Origin of the sequence: Fictibacillus barbaricus, assembly GCF_031457135.1 — a bacterium.
GTDB lineage: Bacteria > Bacillota > Bacilli > Bacillales > Fictibacillaceae > Fictibacillus > Fictibacillus barbaricus_A.
The window spans coordinates 509,147-523,007 of the sequence record NZ_JAVDWA010000001.1; the positions used below are offsets into that span (position 1 = coordinate 509,147).

Below are 13,861 nucleotides of genomic sequence, written 5' to 3' on the forward strand. Positions count from 1 at the left end.
GATTAGACAATTTTTACACTTCCTTAAGCGGCTTTACCATCGTAAAAAATGTGCTGCCTGGCGGATAATCTTCAATTTTTCCGACAACCGTATAGCCATATTTTTCATAAAAAGTACGGGCTTGGAAGTCAAAGGTCGTTAACAAAGCTTTAACTGCACCTTTTTCGAGCGCAATTTCTTCTGTACGTTTCAGTAAGGTTTGCCCCAGTCCCTTACTGCGAATCTGTTCACTAAACCAGAAGTGATCGATCTCAAGCCAATTCCAATAAACTCGTCCTGATATTCCTCCCAGCCACTTTTTGTTTTCATCCGACACCATTATATGAATAGGCTGGACGGCGCCTTTTTTTCTAGACTCTTTATGATGTAATGAATTTTCATTATTAAATTCTCTGATTTGGCTGCCCAAAAAGGCTGCGAACTCATTGTTTTCTTCTAAACTTACTTCTAAATGATAATTCATATTTCCTCCTGAACACTAAATTGCGGCTTGTTCCATATTCCACTTGATTCTTAAAATTCCTTCATAACTCCTTAATAATTCCTTAATAACACCTATTGGTAAAAAATGTAAGGGGTCTGTCCCGGGGACAGACCCCTTATCTTTTCTTTGATTGCTTCTCAAGGAAAATCATGAACTTCTCACGTGCAGCTGGGTTATCCATGATTTTATTTACGCGACGTCTGCTCTGTAAATATTTTCGAACATGAACATTTGTAAAAAAGAGTTTCCGATATTTTTCATCATGATAAACTCGTTGAAACCAATCATACTTTTTCAACTCTTTTATGTGAGCATCTATTCTTCTGGTGTCGAGTCCGGAAAAACTGCCATTTGAAAATACGTCAAACATAAAATCAATAAAATCCCTTAGCATATCAAACAACCACTCCTAATCCTCCTATTATGGGTAGTGTATAGTGAACATAAAACATGAAAAGATTGGAAAATGTCCGATTCGCCAACTTTTTAGAGGTTATTAAATGGATATATCGAAATTATCAAGAACCTATAATGGTTAAAAGGAGAGGATCAACATGACGGTAAATCAAAAGATCACGACATTCTTAATGTTTTCAGGACAAGCTGAAGAAGCTATGAATCTCTATATATCAATTTTTGAAGACGGTGAGGTTACAAATATACTTCACCAGCAAGACGGAACAGTCCTGCACGCGACTTTTACCCTAAAAGGACAGCAGTTTATGTGTATCGACAGCTCAGTAAAGCATGATTTTGATTTTACCCCTTCGATTTCCTTATATGTAGACTGTGAATCAGAAGAAGAGATCGACCGTTTATTTGAGAAACTATCAGATGAAGGGATGGTGTTAATGCCATTGGGCGAGTCTCCATTCAGTGCAAAATTTGGATGGTTGCAAGATAAATTCGGCGTCTCGTGGCAGCTGAACTTCCCGAAAAGCTAAATATGATATTTACAAAGGTTGAGTGGAGACCATCAACAAGTTACTCAATAAAATTTATACAGAATACTTAATCATACCGAGAGGCATCAGAATACTACTATCATGGGGATGGATAATCCTCATGTACTATGTTATTTTTACGAATAATTAAGTAAGTTTTTTGTGTACTTTCAACGGTCTTTTTAGGTTTACCGGCAACTACTGAGAATAAACCGCCTTCTCAGAAAGGCGGTTTACTTATGATTTTACATCTACTAATCTAAAACGCTCACAAACCAGTAACATATCTTCTGACCATTCGAGATCTAATTTGCTTAATTCTTCGGTAAAAAATTTGATATGAGCTTCTTTCCAATATCGATATGATCTGTCGCCTTCGCCTTCTGCAACTGCGAAATCTTCAGGGACTTCAATCATAGGCATTATTTGAACCTCAGTTGTTTGAATAATGGCTAAAGGCACATCTTTACTATTTAAGATAATGCTATAATCACCAACAGAAGGCAGTGGTTCGTTTTCCGTTTCATAAAAAATCAATCCTGAACACGTGGCTGTTTTAACACCATCTATGACTAATTGAGCTAAATGGTCAGGATCTGCTCCGAATTTCCATGCACTAACAGATGTTGGTTTTTCTTGACCTTTATTCTCCCAAAACGAATCCCAATACTTTTGTGCGGCTGAATTCATCGTTTTTCTCCTTTACTATGCATGTTTTCATTCTGTTTTCATTCTTTTTATTTAAATTTACCATAGACGATGTTGATAACGGCATCATATGTACAATTCTGGTAATAGTTTATAGGCATAAAAAAACCGTTCTCTGAAAAATAGAGAGCGGTTTTTTTGTTTAGCCAAAACACATAAAGTTGCGGATTTGCGAGTAGTTATAGCGTACTCGCTGAGTGCGGCCATTTTGCCACGTATAGCCAGATACATTATTTCGTCTGATATCCGTTGGATAAAACCAGATGTCACGTCCGAATGGTCCTTGGAATCGTAAGCCTAATAATCCCCAATTGCCTAAGCAACGGCACAACATGGAACGAATTTGATAGGCTTGTGCTTGGGTTGTGAAAAATCCTTGCGGGATTTGCTGGCTGAATTGCTGTGTTAGCTGCTGCGGGGGAGGAGTAGTTGGAACGTCATCTTGAAAACCGTCGGGACGATCAAGGTTTTGTGCCAATTCGTAGGCGTCATAAGATTGCTGATGTTGATGGTTATAAGGATTGTTGTTATACATCATTTACCTCCTTGTCTTTCATTTTGAACTCTAGAATATTCATATGTTGTACGACTCTAAAGGGAAGCTTGTCTACAGCCTAAAATAAAGTCCAAGCTGAAATCGGGTGTATGCACCGATCTAGTATTTATCAAACCATTGATCGTTTGCTTAGGGAGGAAGCCATAACGATCCAAGGGAAGAAACAGAATGAAGGAAAACCTGACCTTATCGTTTATGAAGTAACAGAAGCGGGTCGAAACGCAGCTTTGATGATGAGTAATGAACGGTTGTCTTCATCGGTAGAGCATTAGCGTGCTTTATCAGCAGAGAAACTGGAGTCTTAAATAATAAAAAATGGCTCTTTTCTAAAAGAGGTAATTGTTAGCAGTACACTAATACAGTAATAAGGTTTACTTAAGTAAAATAAGGTATGTTATATTTGTTGAATAGATTCTCTTTAAAGATAAGAAAAGTAGGTGAACAAAGTGGGGAAATATCAATTGGATTACAAAAGTCAGGTAGCTGTGACAAAGTTTCATGAAAAACAGACGCCTGTGAAATTTGATAAAAAGAAGCACCTTGAAAAAATACGTTCGGAGTATTTGAAAAAGAAGCAAAAACAAACAGATAACTAATATGAATGAAAACATAGGAAGATTAAATTCTCTCTATGTTTTTCTTATTCGAAGTTTTTTTCAATATCTTTTGCACTCGGGTGCGTTGATTCAAGAAGGATGAACGCTTCTTTGTGTTGAACGTTATTGAAGATACGTGTAAATTTTAGCAACAGATAGACTATCTCATATAATATGCTTATCTAGTTGAATGGAGGGTCTAATCATGGGCATAAAGAATTATTTGATTGAAGGTGTTTCCGGCACCGGCAAAACTACGGTCTGCAACGAATTACAGCGGCGCGGCTACCATGCCATTCATGGTGACCGTGAATTGGCTTATCAAGGTGATCCGGAAACGGGTACCCCGACGGATGGCTCTAAACCCGAAAACCATATTTGGCATGTAGATAAAGTAAAAGCTTTAGTCGCCAATCAGAATGAGGCGGTAACATTTTTCTGCGGTGGTTCGCGGAATTTTCCAAAATTCATCGATCTCTTTGACGCCGTTTTTGTCCTTGAGGTAGACCTGGAAACCTGTCTCCAGCGGATTGATGAGCGAGTGGCACTGGACCCAACAGACTGGGGTGGCAGACCAGAGGAAAGGGAGATGATTTCCCGCTTACATCAAACGAAAGAAGGCGTTCCCAAAAACGGGATTATAATCGACGCTACCGCACCGATCGATTACGTCGTTGACGAGATCATCCGTCAAGCAGAAGAAACTAAACAGCAACGTCAGTAAATAATTTACGGTTGCGACAGCCCAATATAACGGTGCACCCGGATAAGAATTTTATTTCAGACAATGTTACATTACATAGGAAATACACTAGATATAATGAAAAACTCGTTCTTCAACTAAAGAAGTGCTTTAAATGAATAAGTGCATAAGAAAACGACCAGACGAAAATCTGGTCATTTTTGATGATAATTACATATCTGGTTATCACGCTAATTCACCTGCAAAAAGGCTTGTGAATTACGATTTCTCCTCCAAAAGACGTTAGAATAATCGCATTTGTCCATTTTTTTTGCAGTTTGAAAAATATCTAAGGCACAAATACCTGTATATGTTCTGGTAAGACATGAAGTTCTAAAGGCAGTTCACAGCCTTGATCACCATCCACATTTGAACATAAAGAGCGTGAAGAAGAAATTTTTAAAGAAGATGTGCTGATATACGCTACTGAATCATGATTTACATGCTCTCCTTTGAGGAGTGAAGCTGTTAACTTCACCACTTGAAAAACGGATGCATCTTTAATGATAATGCATTTTAAATGTCCATCATCGACTTTGGCGTCAGGTGCAGCTTTATCGAACCCTCCAACTGAATTGGTTAAAGTCGCTAATATCAGCAGAGCCTCACCATCCCATGTTCCATTATCGTGCTGAAGTTTTATTGAAAAGGAACGGTTTGAAGTTAAGGTTTTAATCCCTTCAATAAAATAAGCTAATGGACCGAGAAGTGTTTTTTTCTTAGCTGAAACAGAAAACGAAGCCTCTGCGATTTCTCCAACAGCAACAATGTTCATAAAATAAGTCGTGTTTATTTTTCCTATGTCTACTGGTCTCATATGTCCTTCACTTAATAATGCAATCGCTTGATCAGGCTCTAACGGGATTTGAAGCGCACGGGCGAAATCGTTCACTGTTCCTAAAGGAATAATGCCTAATGCTGGCCGATGCTCTTGTTCGGCTAATCCATTTATCGTTTCATTTAATGTTCCATCTCCTCCCATAGAAACGACAACATCCAATTGTTCTTCACAAGCAAGCTTAGCAAAATTTTCAGCATCTTTTTCTTTTTCCGTCATACGTAAATCGACTTTGAATCCTTTTTTAGTAAGGATCTCTTTCACACTGTCTACATTTTTTTCTGCTTCTTCTTTTCCAGAAGAGGGGTTACAAATAATCATCGCTTTTTTCATCGTTTTCACTCCCTAACGAACATAATCTTTTATTCCCGAATTCATCGAATAAGTAACAATCGTTTGAAATGATTCATAGAGTGGTACAATTGGTAGAGAATCAACCTATTAAATCAGTATTCAAAAATTTTGGGTAAAGAGGTTATTAATAAATGGAAGCAATGTTATCAGATCATGAAAAATTAGTTCCAGTAAAGTTTAAGTCTTTTGAAGAAGCCTCTACAAGTATTCTTCAGCTCATAAGCGAGTTCGTTGATGTAAATACGATTTTTATCGCTAAAAATGATAAAAAAACGAATAAAATTGTTAAAGTGATTAATAGAGAGGAAGTTCTTTTAGAAGAAGGAAGTACATTACCTTTTAACGAGACTTATTGCAAGCTATCTGTAGATAATGGCCGAAACCCCTTATTGATTCCTGATATTAATCAGAGCGAATTAACCCGGAACCTAAATGTAACTGCAAATTTAGGCAGCGGCTCCTTTATAGGAATACCGATTTATTTTGAAAATGGAGAGAATTATGGAACCATTTGCGGGCTGGATACTAAATCTATTGAATTTACCGATAAACAGATTCAAATGTTCGAGACCTTCTCTTCATTGCTCACATATATACTCGAGCTAGATAAAGCCAATAATGATATCCATCAATTATCCGTTCCAATCGTTCCTGTTGTGAAGGGGATCGCGATTTTACCGATTATCGGAAACTTATATCAAGCTCGTGCTCAAATGCTTATGGAAATCGTATTAAATAGAAGTCAAACTTTATCCCTGAATTATCTTGTTATTGATTTATCTGGGGTAAGCAATATTGATAGTGATGTGGCTCATTATTTAATACATTTAGTAAAAGCGTTAAGGCTGTTGGGGATTACACCCATTCTGACAGGAATTAGACCCGACATGGCCATAAGGGTTATATTCAAATATTGAGTTTGACAATGTAATTATCCGAGCTAATTTAGAGCAAGCCTTAGCATATATTGGCTTTTCATTAAATGATAATAGAAAGTAATGCAATAAAAAAGAGCTATCCGCCATGGATAGCTCTTTATATGTGAATCGTAGTTAGAAGTTTAATCAATCACCATTCAACATATTGAAAACACCTTTTGCGAGGCTTCCTTCATCAGAAGAACCGCCACGGCTTGGAGCAGCTGCGAATACTCGGCTAGCTAATCGGCTGAAAGGAAGGGATTGAATCCAAACCGTTCCAGGTCCTCTTAACGTTGCGAAGAACAATCCTTCCCCGCCAAACAATGCTGTCTTCACGCCTTTTACCATTTCGATGCTATAATCAACATCACTTGTCATGGCAACTAAGCAGCCTGTATCTACGCGCAATACTTCACCTGATGCCAGCTCTTTTTTATGAATCGTTCCACCTGCATGAACGAAAGCCATGCCGTCACCTTCAAGTTTTTGCATGATGAATCCTTCACCACCGAAGAATCCTGTCCCGATTTTACGCTGAAACTCGATTCCAACGGAAACGCCTTTAGCTGCAGCTAAGAAAGCATCTTTTTGACAAATCACTTTTCCACCCATCTCACTCAAATCCATCGGAATGATTTTACCAGGGTAGGGAGAAGCGAATGACACATGCTTCTTGCCAAGTGCTTGGTTTGTGAATGTTGTCATGAATAAGCTCTCACCAGTCAATACACGTTTCCCGGCATTGAAAAGTTTACCCATAAGGCCGCCGCCAGCGTTAGAAGAGCCATCACCAAAAATGGTCTCCATATCGATGCCGTCTTCCATCATCATCAAAGCACCAGCTTCAGCGATAACCGTCTCGTTCGCATCCAGTTCTACTTCTACAAACTGCATGTCATCTCCATAAATTTTGTAATCGATCTCGTGATTGTTCATTTTACAATTCCTCCATTTTATTAATCGTTTTAATTAGAATTTTTTCTAAAGGGTACTATTTCGTCTACACTTATTAATTCGCCAAATAGTTGGAAAACCTCTGCGTACTGAACATCTTTTCTTAAGCAAAGATGAATAGATAATGATCCTCTTTTTTGCCGACAAAGAAAATACGTTCGAGGAGGGCATAGGTTTCAAAAAAATTCTTCTACCCATGAATGAAACGATACTGGAAAGGGAGCGGGTTTTCTGACTCCGTTAAATAGTAACACGATTGATTACCGAGGCCTAATTATAAAAAAGCTATTTTTTTGATGGTTATTGTTTCAAAAAAAATAAATAGGGAATAGAACGTATAATAGAGGAGGTGGGATTCATGTCTGTATATGATCAAATCAACTCTTGTTGTAAAAGGATTGAGAATGCAGACACGAAAGCAGAAATTCTGAGTGAAGTAGACAAACTTGATAATTTCGCATCTTATCTTAATGATTCAAAAGCCAAACAACTCCACATCTATTGTGACAATATTCGAAAACTAAATGTTGACATTAAAGCTGAAACAATTAATCAAGCACATGAAATAAGAAATCTGTTCCAAATAAACAGCAAGGCTGCCAGGTAAAAGGCGGTCTTGTTTTATGCATGTAATCTACCATTTTTTATGGGTTATGCCATAATAGAAATAGTACATAATTATTTATAGGAGTGAAAATGATGGGGCTAACGCTGAAAAAGGATTATGTTGAATTCTTCACGAATAATAGGAGCGAATTTCAAGATAATCTGCTAAACGAAGCAAAAAATGTACGCAATAAAATTGAAGAAATTCAATTTATCGGAAACATAGACCTATTAAACAATGCACATAAGCTGGTCATGTATGCACTCATTGGCAATAAGGACGAACTGGATATGTTCGCTGAAAAAGAGGGGATTTCATGGGCTTCTCATAGTTTAACATTAGCGTTTAAACTTGAATGGGTCCAAGCGATCAGAAGAACAATCTGGCGTTTTCTGCAGCGTTACGATCAAGAAAATCCTATCAATGAACCTAATAACTTTTATGAATTAGAAAGACAAATAAATGAAACAATCGACCAGTTTTTAAATACATTCTTTCTCAGTTATTCTGAATATAAGGATCAGTTAATTGAAGAACAGCGGACATTAGTGGAAAATCTTTCTGTACCGATTATACCGATCACTTCAAAGGTGTGTGTACTTCCGCTAATCGGACACATCGATATGTCGAGATCGAGTACAATTGAAGAGAAGGTTTTATTGGAGATTAGTAAGTTACGTATAGGAACATTGGTTATTGATCTTTCAGGTATCGCTGAAATGGAACCAGAAGTGATTGAACATATGATGAGAATTATTGAAGGCGCCAATATGATGGGGTGCGAATGCGTGATTACCGGATTGCGGCCTGAAATCGTTAGAAAAGTAACAAAACTAGGGTTAACGTTTGAACATAAAGCCAATACAAAAGCTACCTTGCAGCAGGCACTAGAAGATTACTTTGTGAGTTAAAAAATACTAAGCTGGAGAGATTCTGATCCAGCGGAAAAACCCGCCATTTTCAGAAATGGACGGGTTTTATTTTTTTAGCAGCTTCTTCATTATCATGTTTTCAAGCACCTTCCAAGGCAAGATCGTTTTCATAAAAATGTTCATCTTTACGCCGTTGCCGATCGGATAACGAAGCTTAGGTGTCTTTTTCATGGTGGCGATCCGGGTTACAAGCTCCGCAACATCCAGCGGGTTTCCATGGACCACTTTTACATTGCCGATGTTGTTCAGAATGGCTTCCATATAAGAATGATAAGGTGATTCTGGATTCAGTGTAATGTTATCGAGCGTAGACCAGATGTTGGTCTGGTAAGAACCCGGTTCAACGAGTACCACATCAATTCCGGACGGTTTCACTTCCAGGCGAAGGCTCTCACTGAATCCTTCGAGAGCATGCTTTGACGCTGTGTAGGGTGACATTCCTGGGAATCCAAACCGGCCGCTGATGCTGCTAATATTAATGATGCGTCCACACTGCTTTTTTCTCATGACTGGAAGAACTGCCTGTGTAACGGCGATCAAGCCAAAAACGTTAGTCTCAAACTGAGCACGGTAATCATCAACTGAAAGCTCTTCACAAAAACCCCCAGCCGCAAATCCCGCATTATTTACGAGTACATCAACATGGTCCAACCGTAATAAAAACTTTTTGAACTCATTTATCGAATCAGACGATGTCACATCGAGCGGTTGGAGGCGTATCGAATCCGCAACGTTCTGCTCATCTGCTAACGTAAGCAGACTCTCTGATTTGTTCATATTCCTTAATGTACTGATAACTTCAAACCCTTTCTTCGCCAGCTCGACTGCTGTCAGCATGCCGAATCCGCTTGAACAGCCCGTTACGATTGCTATTTTTTTGTTCATAAAATTTCTTGTCCCCAATACTTAATTTCTTTATCTTCCTATTAATACAAACACATTTTTATCAGGCGCCTGCATAACCGCAACATGACCGCCTAAAGAATTCGGAAAAGGTGTGCGGATCCATTTTACTTCAGGGTTTGATGTTAACGATTCATAAGTTTGTACAACATCTTCAACTAAAATTTCCGTTTCAATAAACGGCAGGTCACGATTGTTCTTTAAAACCAGTTCGGTATTTCCATCAGGATACCGCATACCAACCAAAAGCCAGCGCATATCTTTATCTTGGTACGTCTGCCAGGCCTTGGTCAGTCCTAACGATTCATAAAACGCAACAGATTTCTCAATGTTCTCCGTATAAATGGCCACACATTCAATTCGCTTCCACATTTCTATTCTCCTCTATGTATTTATCAATTTTTTTCTCATGATTGATAGTGTACAAGAAAGCAGAGGACGAATCTTGACTTATTTTGCTGAAATTTTCGCTGAGTAGCCGCTATATCCAGAAAAAGTGGACGGAATTCCAAAAAATTCAAAGGCATTCCCACACTTTTATTGAAGAATGCCAGACTTTTGAAAGGCAAACCCAGACTTTTCTCTCATATAACCACACGCCGACATTAATCGACATGATTCGCTTAGTCCTTGCGTAATGAAATATGTGATTCCTTATACATTTCATGATAATTGTTATTTCGCTGTAATGGCTTTACAATCGCTTTGTCATATTGGGCTGTTAGTATGGGTCAGGTACGAATCAAAAGAAGGGGATGGTACTTTGAAAAATTTAGTAGCAGGACTAGCAGTAGCAGGTGTTGTGGCATTCAACCCGGCAGTAGGTCATGCGGCGCTTGGAGACCAGAACTTAAAGCCTGAGATGCAGCATTCAGACGTACAAGATCTTCAAGAAGCATTAGATAAAAAAGGTTACTTTACTTATGATAAAACCACTGATTATTATGGAGACTACACAACAGCAGCCGTGAAAAAACTGCAAGAAGATAAAGGAATCACGGTTGATGGACAAACGGGATTAGAGACATACAAGGCGTTAGGGGTATTCAGCAAGAAAGCAATTGTAGATACGGCTGAAAAATATGAAGGTACGCCATATGTTTGGGGCGGAGATAACCCTGACGGCTTCGACTGCAGCGGATACTTAAAGTATATTTTCAATGAAGGTACTGGTGTACAGCTCAAACGTACGGTTGATGAAATGTATGCAGAAGGTACAAAAGTAGACAAGCCAGCTGTTGGTGACATTGTGTTCTTTGACGTTGAAGGAAACGGACCAAGTCATGCCGGTGTTTACATTGGAGGCAACAAGTTCAAGCATGCGTCATCTTCTAAAGGTGTAACAACAAGTGAACTAGACAGCTCTTACTGGAAAGATAAATATGTAGGTGCTAAAAGATATCGTTAAGATAAAAGGTAAAAGGGATGACCCGTCTTCATATGGGTCGTCCTTTTTTGTTGTTAAATGATGAGCTAAGGTGAATAGAAAGAATGCAGTAATTGAAAAGGGAAGTAGAAGAATTTCTATCCTTTTGCAACAACGGTAATCTTATTGGCTAACACCAATATTTGCACTCCATAATCTTTGAACATTTAATAATTCATGTTCATTGAATTCCATCCTATAAATATCGGGTTTTGTTGTGCTATTTAAAAAACTTAAGTCGTAATAACTATTGAAGTACCCCATCATCAAGGTCATTACAGCTCCATGTGAACCGATAACAACTTTTTTATTTTTAAAAGTTTTTAATAGTTCACTTAATACTTTAGTCGCTCTTCTTTGACAATCTGCATTTGATTCTGCTCCCTCTAATGAGAAATCTGATTCCGAAAATGATTTCTCTAATAGTGGAGCCAATTCCTGATCTGATATCCTGTTGTCTTCAAGAGAAAATATTCTCTCTTTTAAATCTTCAAATACTAAAACATCTTTTCCTATTAGTTTAGCTAACTTATCAACAGTTAAAATTGAACGTATGTAAGGACTTGAAACAACTTCATCAATTTTCTCTTTTTTCAATATGTCAGTTACACGTTGAGCATCTAAATGACCTTGTTCGGTTAACGTTCTTGTTCTTTCGTTTCCTTCCTTAAGCGAGTCACCATGCCTCACCATATAAATGAACGTACTCATATTTATTTTCCTCCTATAAATAATCTGCTAAATACCAATTATTTCAAATGGAGGTGACTAACTCAATCCTTTTTTGAATTTATAGAGAAACTTACCTATGACAAATAAGCCTCCTTAATGAAATATATCAAAACTTAAAGGCACATCCACTTTGTGAATGTGCCAATTCCTTTTTTTACTAAATCCAATCTATCTATTAAAGTGTAAATAGAACGGAAATTTTATTATTCGCTGACTGCAATACCTGTAAAAGATTCTGGACCTATACGGATTGTGCCTAAAAGGCTTGAAGAGACGAACATGGTGTACGTTAGTTGAGGATCTGAGGGCGGATTATAATCAGAACCGTTGAAAGTTATGATTTGAGGTGCGAGCACATCTAAACTGAAAGATTGAGAGGCAGAGAAAACAACTTCGTCAGTTGGAAGAGTCCCTCTTACAACTGTAATCGTTATAGCAACAAGGGATAATGGAAGCTGTAACGCGATTGTACCTTGTAAATCTATACGAATATCAGAACCCGCATTTTGTAAATTCAGACCAATTTGTCCTACTAATTGAGGTGTATCTACGACAAGAATAGGTATCGCAATAGAGTTTGCATAACTAGCATTTTGGCTAGTTCTTAAATCTAGAAATTGGGCCAAAATTTCACCCCCTTTCTTATACTAGTTTATGAAATGAGCAAAGAAGTGCTTGTACAAGTATAAAAATGGGTAGCATATTCACTAAAATTTAAAAAAGAGACCATTTCAGGGTAAATGGATAGATCTTGAAATTCAAAAAAATAAAAAACGCTCAGATATCGACATCTGGGCGTTTGATTTCTTTTATTTCGCAGATCCTTTTTCATAAGCGATTACAACAACATCTTTGTTCGATTGTCCTTTTAACTTTTCTTCAAAGGTTTTAATCTCACTAATCAAATTGTCTGATAGAACAGCAGCTGTATAGTCTTTATTATTCATAAGTTTTTACTCTCCTTTTGTAACTATTTCTTACATATCATTCTTGACAATATAAAAGTGAAATATTCAAATAAGAGAGTTTTCAGAATGTACGTTTTTTATACAGAACTGCTCATAAATTTCCCTACATAGGTGGATTGAGGTCTGTAGATTGTATTATCTTCTGACTGTTCTATTACATGCGATGTCCATCCTACGATTCTGCTCGATGTAAAAGTTGGTGTAAAGAGGGAGGCATCCAGCTCGATAGACTGCATAATAGCAGCCGCGTAAAACTCGACATTCGTATATAATGACCTTCCTGGTTTATATTCTTCTAGTAACTTGATGGCACTCTTTTCCACTTCAATGGCTAAATCGAGCCACTTATCCTGACCTACTAAGTTTAATAAAGTCTCTTTTAAAGCAATGCTTCTTGGGTCGTGTGTTTTATAGACACGATGACCAAAACCCATTAATTTTTCATTTTGATTTAATTTATGCCGAATCACTTTTTCAGCATCACCAGCAATCGAGATCTCATTTAAAAGTTCGATAACCCCAGAAGGAGCTCCACCGTGAAGAGGACCTTTCATCGTGCCGATCGCACTCGTAATGGCAGAAACGAGATCAGACTCAGTTGATGCAGTCACTCTCGCCGAAAAAGTAGAAGCATTCATGCCATGTTCCAATGTTAAAATCATATAACTCTCAAGAGATGTTACATGTGGTTTTTGCGGAACCTTACCATTTAACATGTAAAGATAGTTGGCTACATGGTCCAGATCATCATGAGGTGAAACAAATCGCTCGCCATCCAATGTCCTTTTTCGATACGCAATGATTGTTGGGATAATAGCTGTAAGTTTGATAGCTTGCGAGATGGTAGGTTTCCAAGTATAATTCACCGTTCCCATCGCAGAGATGGCCGTTCTCAAAACACTCATCATGTCCATGTTTGCTGGCAAGCTGTTCAAGATTTCAACCAAAAAAGAATCGAGAGTACGGTTTTTTCGCAGTTCTTCTTTTAAATTTTTTAGATCACGCTCAGTCGGAAGCTTTCCATACCATAATAAATAGGCCACTTCTTCAAATGAGCATTTGTTCGTCAAATCACTTATATCATATCCTCTGTAAACAAGCCGTCCTTGATCTCCATCAATATGACTGATGGAAGTTTCCGTCGCTACGATTCCTTTTAACCCTTTAATCATATCAATCACTCCTTCCATTACTTGG

19 protein-coding genes are annotated in these 13,861 nt (G+C 37.8%); 7 read left to right on the forward strand and 12 right to left on the reverse strand.

What is annotated here, in order from left to right; genetic code table 11:
• Positions 1 to 13: 13 nt before the first annotated feature.
• Positions 14 to 463, reverse strand: coding sequence for a GNAT family N-acetyltransferase (locus J2X07_RS02715; protein ID WP_310256186.1), 450 nt, complete (start codon positions 461 to 463; stop codon positions 14 to 16).
• 136 nt (positions 464 to 599) lie between these two features.
• Entirely contained in the window at positions 600 to 887 is a 288-nt protein-coding gene (locus tag J2X07_RS02720) for a hypothetical protein (protein WP_396193558.1), read from the reverse strand.
• Between the two features lie 151 nt (positions 888 to 1,038).
• Between J2X07_RS02720 and J2X07_RS02725 the strand changes: the two genes are divergently transcribed.
• Entirely contained in the window at positions 1,039 to 1,428 is a 390-nt protein-coding gene (locus tag J2X07_RS02725) for a VOC family protein (protein WP_310256188.1), read from the forward strand.
• A 237-nt stretch (positions 1,429 to 1,665) separates the two neighbouring features.
• On the opposite strand, the gene J2X07_RS02730 is transcribed toward J2X07_RS02725, so the two are convergent.
• Positions 1,666 to 2,118 (reverse strand): ASCH domain-containing protein, encoded by a 453-nt coding sequence (locus tag J2X07_RS02730; RefSeq protein WP_310256190.1) that lies wholly within the window; start codon positions 2,116 to 2,118, stop codon positions 1,666 to 1,668.
• A 160-nt stretch (positions 2,119 to 2,278) separates the two neighbouring features.
• Entirely contained in the window at positions 2,279 to 2,671 is a 393-nt protein-coding gene (locus J2X07_RS02735) for a hypothetical protein (RefSeq protein WP_310256192.1), read from the reverse strand.
• Positions 2,672 to 2,781: 110 nt separating this feature from the next.
• Here J2X07_RS02735 and J2X07_RS02740 point away from each other — a divergent pair, with 110 nt between their 5' ends.
• Both J2X07_RS02740 and J2X07_RS02745 read left to right on the forward strand, forming a co-directional pair.
• On the forward strand, positions 2,782 to 2,964 hold the full coding sequence (locus J2X07_RS02740; RefSeq protein WP_310256193.1) for a hypothetical protein: 183 nt from the start codon (positions 2,782 to 2,784) through the stop codon (positions 2,962 to 2,964).
• 529 nt (positions 2,965 to 3,493) lie between these two features.
• Positions 3,494 to 4,012: an AAA family ATPase gene (locus J2X07_RS02745; protein ID WP_310256195.1), complete on the forward strand. Its 519-nt coding sequence runs from the start codon at positions 3,494 to 3,496 to the stop codon at positions 4,010 to 4,012.
• Between the two features lie 307 nt (positions 4,013 to 4,319).
• On the opposite strand, the gene J2X07_RS02750 is transcribed toward J2X07_RS02745, so the two are convergent.
• Complete coding sequence (locus J2X07_RS02750) at positions 4,320 to 5,201, reverse strand: YegS/Rv2252/BmrU family lipid kinase (RefSeq protein WP_310256197.1); 882 nt, start codon at positions 5,199 to 5,201, stop codon at positions 4,320 to 4,322.
• Between the two features lie 152 nt (positions 5,202 to 5,353).
• On the opposite strand from J2X07_RS02750, the gene J2X07_RS02755 reads away from it, so the two are divergent.
• Complete coding sequence (locus tag J2X07_RS02755; RefSeq protein WP_310256199.1) at positions 5,354 to 6,139, forward strand: STAS domain-containing protein; 786 nt, start codon at positions 5,354 to 5,356, stop codon at positions 6,137 to 6,139.
• A 147-nt stretch (positions 6,140 to 6,286) separates the two neighbouring features.
• On the opposite strand, the gene J2X07_RS02760 is transcribed toward J2X07_RS02755, so the two are convergent.
• The gene (locus J2X07_RS02760) at positions 6,287 to 7,078 is read right to left on the reverse strand and encodes a TIGR00266 family protein (RefSeq protein WP_310256201.1); all 792 of its coding nucleotides are present in this window, start codon (positions 7,076 to 7,078) and stop codon (positions 6,287 to 6,289) included.
• Between the two features lie 376 nt (positions 7,079 to 7,454).
• On the opposite strand from J2X07_RS02760, the gene J2X07_RS02765 reads away from it, so the two are divergent.
• Together J2X07_RS02765 and J2X07_RS02770 are read left to right on the forward strand one after the other, a co-directional pair.
• Positions 7,455 to 7,703 (forward strand): hypothetical protein, encoded by a 249-nt coding sequence (locus J2X07_RS02765; protein WP_310256203.1) that lies wholly within the window; start codon positions 7,455 to 7,457, stop codon positions 7,701 to 7,703.
• Between the two features lie 89 nt (positions 7,704 to 7,792).
• Positions 7,793 to 8,614 carry an STAS domain-containing protein gene (locus J2X07_RS02770; RefSeq protein WP_396193559.1) on the forward strand — a complete coding sequence of 274 codons (822 nt, stop codon included), beginning with the start codon at positions 7,793 to 7,795 and terminating at the stop codon, positions 8,612 to 8,614.
• Between the two features lie 66 nt (positions 8,615 to 8,680).
• Here J2X07_RS02770 and J2X07_RS02775 read toward each other — a convergent pair whose 3' ends face one another.
• Entirely contained in the window at positions 8,681 to 9,520 is an 840-nt protein-coding gene (locus J2X07_RS02775) for an oxidoreductase (RefSeq protein ID WP_310256204.1), read from the reverse strand.
• Between the two features lie 30 nt (positions 9,521 to 9,550).
• Entirely contained in the window at positions 9,551 to 9,910 is a 360-nt protein-coding gene (locus J2X07_RS02780) for a VOC family protein (protein ID WP_310256206.1), read from the reverse strand.
• 391 nt (positions 9,911 to 10,301) lie between these two features.
• Between J2X07_RS02780 and J2X07_RS02785 the strand changes: the two genes are divergently transcribed.
• The gene (locus J2X07_RS02785) at positions 10,302 to 10,946 is read left to right on the forward strand and encodes a C40 family peptidase (RefSeq protein ID WP_310256208.1); all 645 of its coding nucleotides are present in this window, start codon (positions 10,302 to 10,304) and stop codon (positions 10,944 to 10,946) included.
• 141 nt (positions 10,947 to 11,087) lie between these two features.
• On the opposite strand, the gene J2X07_RS02790 is transcribed toward J2X07_RS02785, so the two are convergent.
• The 4 genes from J2X07_RS02790 to J2X07_RS02805 form a co-directional block, all read right to left on the reverse strand.
• On the reverse strand, positions 11,088 to 11,675 hold the full coding sequence (locus J2X07_RS02790; protein WP_310256210.1) for a histidine phosphatase family protein: 588 nt from the start codon (positions 11,673 to 11,675) through the stop codon (positions 11,088 to 11,090).
• Between the two features lie 224 nt (positions 11,676 to 11,899).
• Entirely contained in the window at positions 11,900 to 12,322 is a 423-nt protein-coding gene (locus tag J2X07_RS02795) for a hypothetical protein (protein ID WP_310256212.1), read from the reverse strand.
• A 183-nt stretch (positions 12,323 to 12,505) separates the two neighbouring features.
• Positions 12,506 to 12,643, reverse strand: coding sequence for a hypothetical protein (locus J2X07_RS02800; protein WP_310256213.1), 138 nt, complete (start codon positions 12,641 to 12,643; stop codon positions 12,506 to 12,508).
• A 98-nt stretch (positions 12,644 to 12,741) separates the two neighbouring features.
• Positions 12,742 to 13,836 carry a citrate synthase/methylcitrate synthase gene (locus J2X07_RS02805; protein ID WP_310256214.1) on the reverse strand — a complete coding sequence of 365 codons (1,095 nt, stop codon included), beginning with the start codon at positions 13,834 to 13,836 and terminating at the stop codon, positions 12,742 to 12,744.
• Positions 13,837 to 13,861: the final 25 nt, after the last annotated feature.

What these genes read in the sequence shown, in the direction of transcription:
- J2X07_RS02715 (WP_310256186.1), bottom strand. Translation starts at nt 463, where the DNA reads ATGAATTATCATTTAGAAGTAAGTTTAGAAGAAAACAATGAGTTCGCA.
- J2X07_RS02765 (WP_310256203.1), top strand. Translation starts at nt 7,455, where the DNA reads ATGTCTGTATATGATCAAATCAACTCTTGTTGTAAAAGGATTGAGAAT.
- J2X07_RS02780 (WP_310256206.1), bottom strand. Translation starts at nt 9,910, where the DNA reads ATGTGGAAGCGAATTGAATGTGTGGCCATTTATACGGAGAACATTGAG.
- J2X07_RS02740 (WP_310256193.1), top strand. Translation starts at nt 2,782, where the DNA reads ATGCACCGATCTAGTATTTATCAAACCATTGATCGTTTGCTTAGGGAG.
- J2X07_RS02725 (WP_310256188.1), top strand. Translation starts at nt 1,039, where the DNA reads ATGACGGTAAATCAAAAGATCACGACATTCTTAATGTTTTCAGGACAA.
- J2X07_RS02760 (WP_310256201.1), bottom strand. Translation starts at nt 7,078, where the DNA reads ATGAACAATCACGAGATCGATTACAAAATTTATGGAGATGACATGCAG.
- J2X07_RS02755 (WP_310256199.1), top strand. Translation starts at nt 5,354, where the DNA reads ATGGAAGCAATGTTATCAGATCATGAAAAATTAGTTCCAGTAAAGTTT.
- J2X07_RS02800 (WP_310256213.1), bottom strand. Translation starts at nt 12,643, where the DNA reads ATGAATAATAAAGACTATACAGCTGCTGTTCTATCAGACAATTTGATT.
- J2X07_RS02775 (WP_310256204.1), bottom strand. Translation starts at nt 9,520, where the DNA reads ATGAACAAAAAAATAGCAATCGTAACGGGCTGTTCAAGCGGATTCGGC.
- J2X07_RS02790 (WP_310256210.1), bottom strand. Translation starts at nt 11,675, where the DNA reads ATGAGTACGTTCATTTATATGGTGAGGCATGGTGACTCGCTTAAGGAA.
- J2X07_RS02750 (WP_310256197.1), bottom strand. Translation starts at nt 5,201, where the DNA reads ATGAAAAAAGCGATGATTATTTGTAACCCCTCTTCTGGAAAAGAAGAA.
- J2X07_RS02805 (WP_310256214.1), bottom strand. Translation starts at nt 13,836, where the DNA reads ATGATTAAAGGGTTAAAAGGAATCGTAGCGACGGAAACTTCCATCAGT.
- J2X07_RS02745 (WP_310256195.1), top strand. Translation starts at nt 3,494, where the DNA reads ATGGGCATAAAGAATTATTTGATTGAAGGTGTTTCCGGCACCGGCAAA.
- J2X07_RS02730 (WP_310256190.1), bottom strand. Translation starts at nt 2,118, where the DNA reads ATGAATTCAGCCGCACAAAAGTATTGGGATTCGTTTTGGGAGAATAAA.
- J2X07_RS02735 (WP_310256192.1), bottom strand. Translation starts at nt 2,671, where the DNA reads ATGTATAACAACAATCCTTATAACCATCAACATCAGCAATCTTATGAC.
- J2X07_RS02770 (WP_396193559.1), top strand. Translation starts at nt 7,793, where the DNA reads ATGATGGGGCTAACGCTGAAAAAGGATTATGTTGAATTCTTCACGAAT.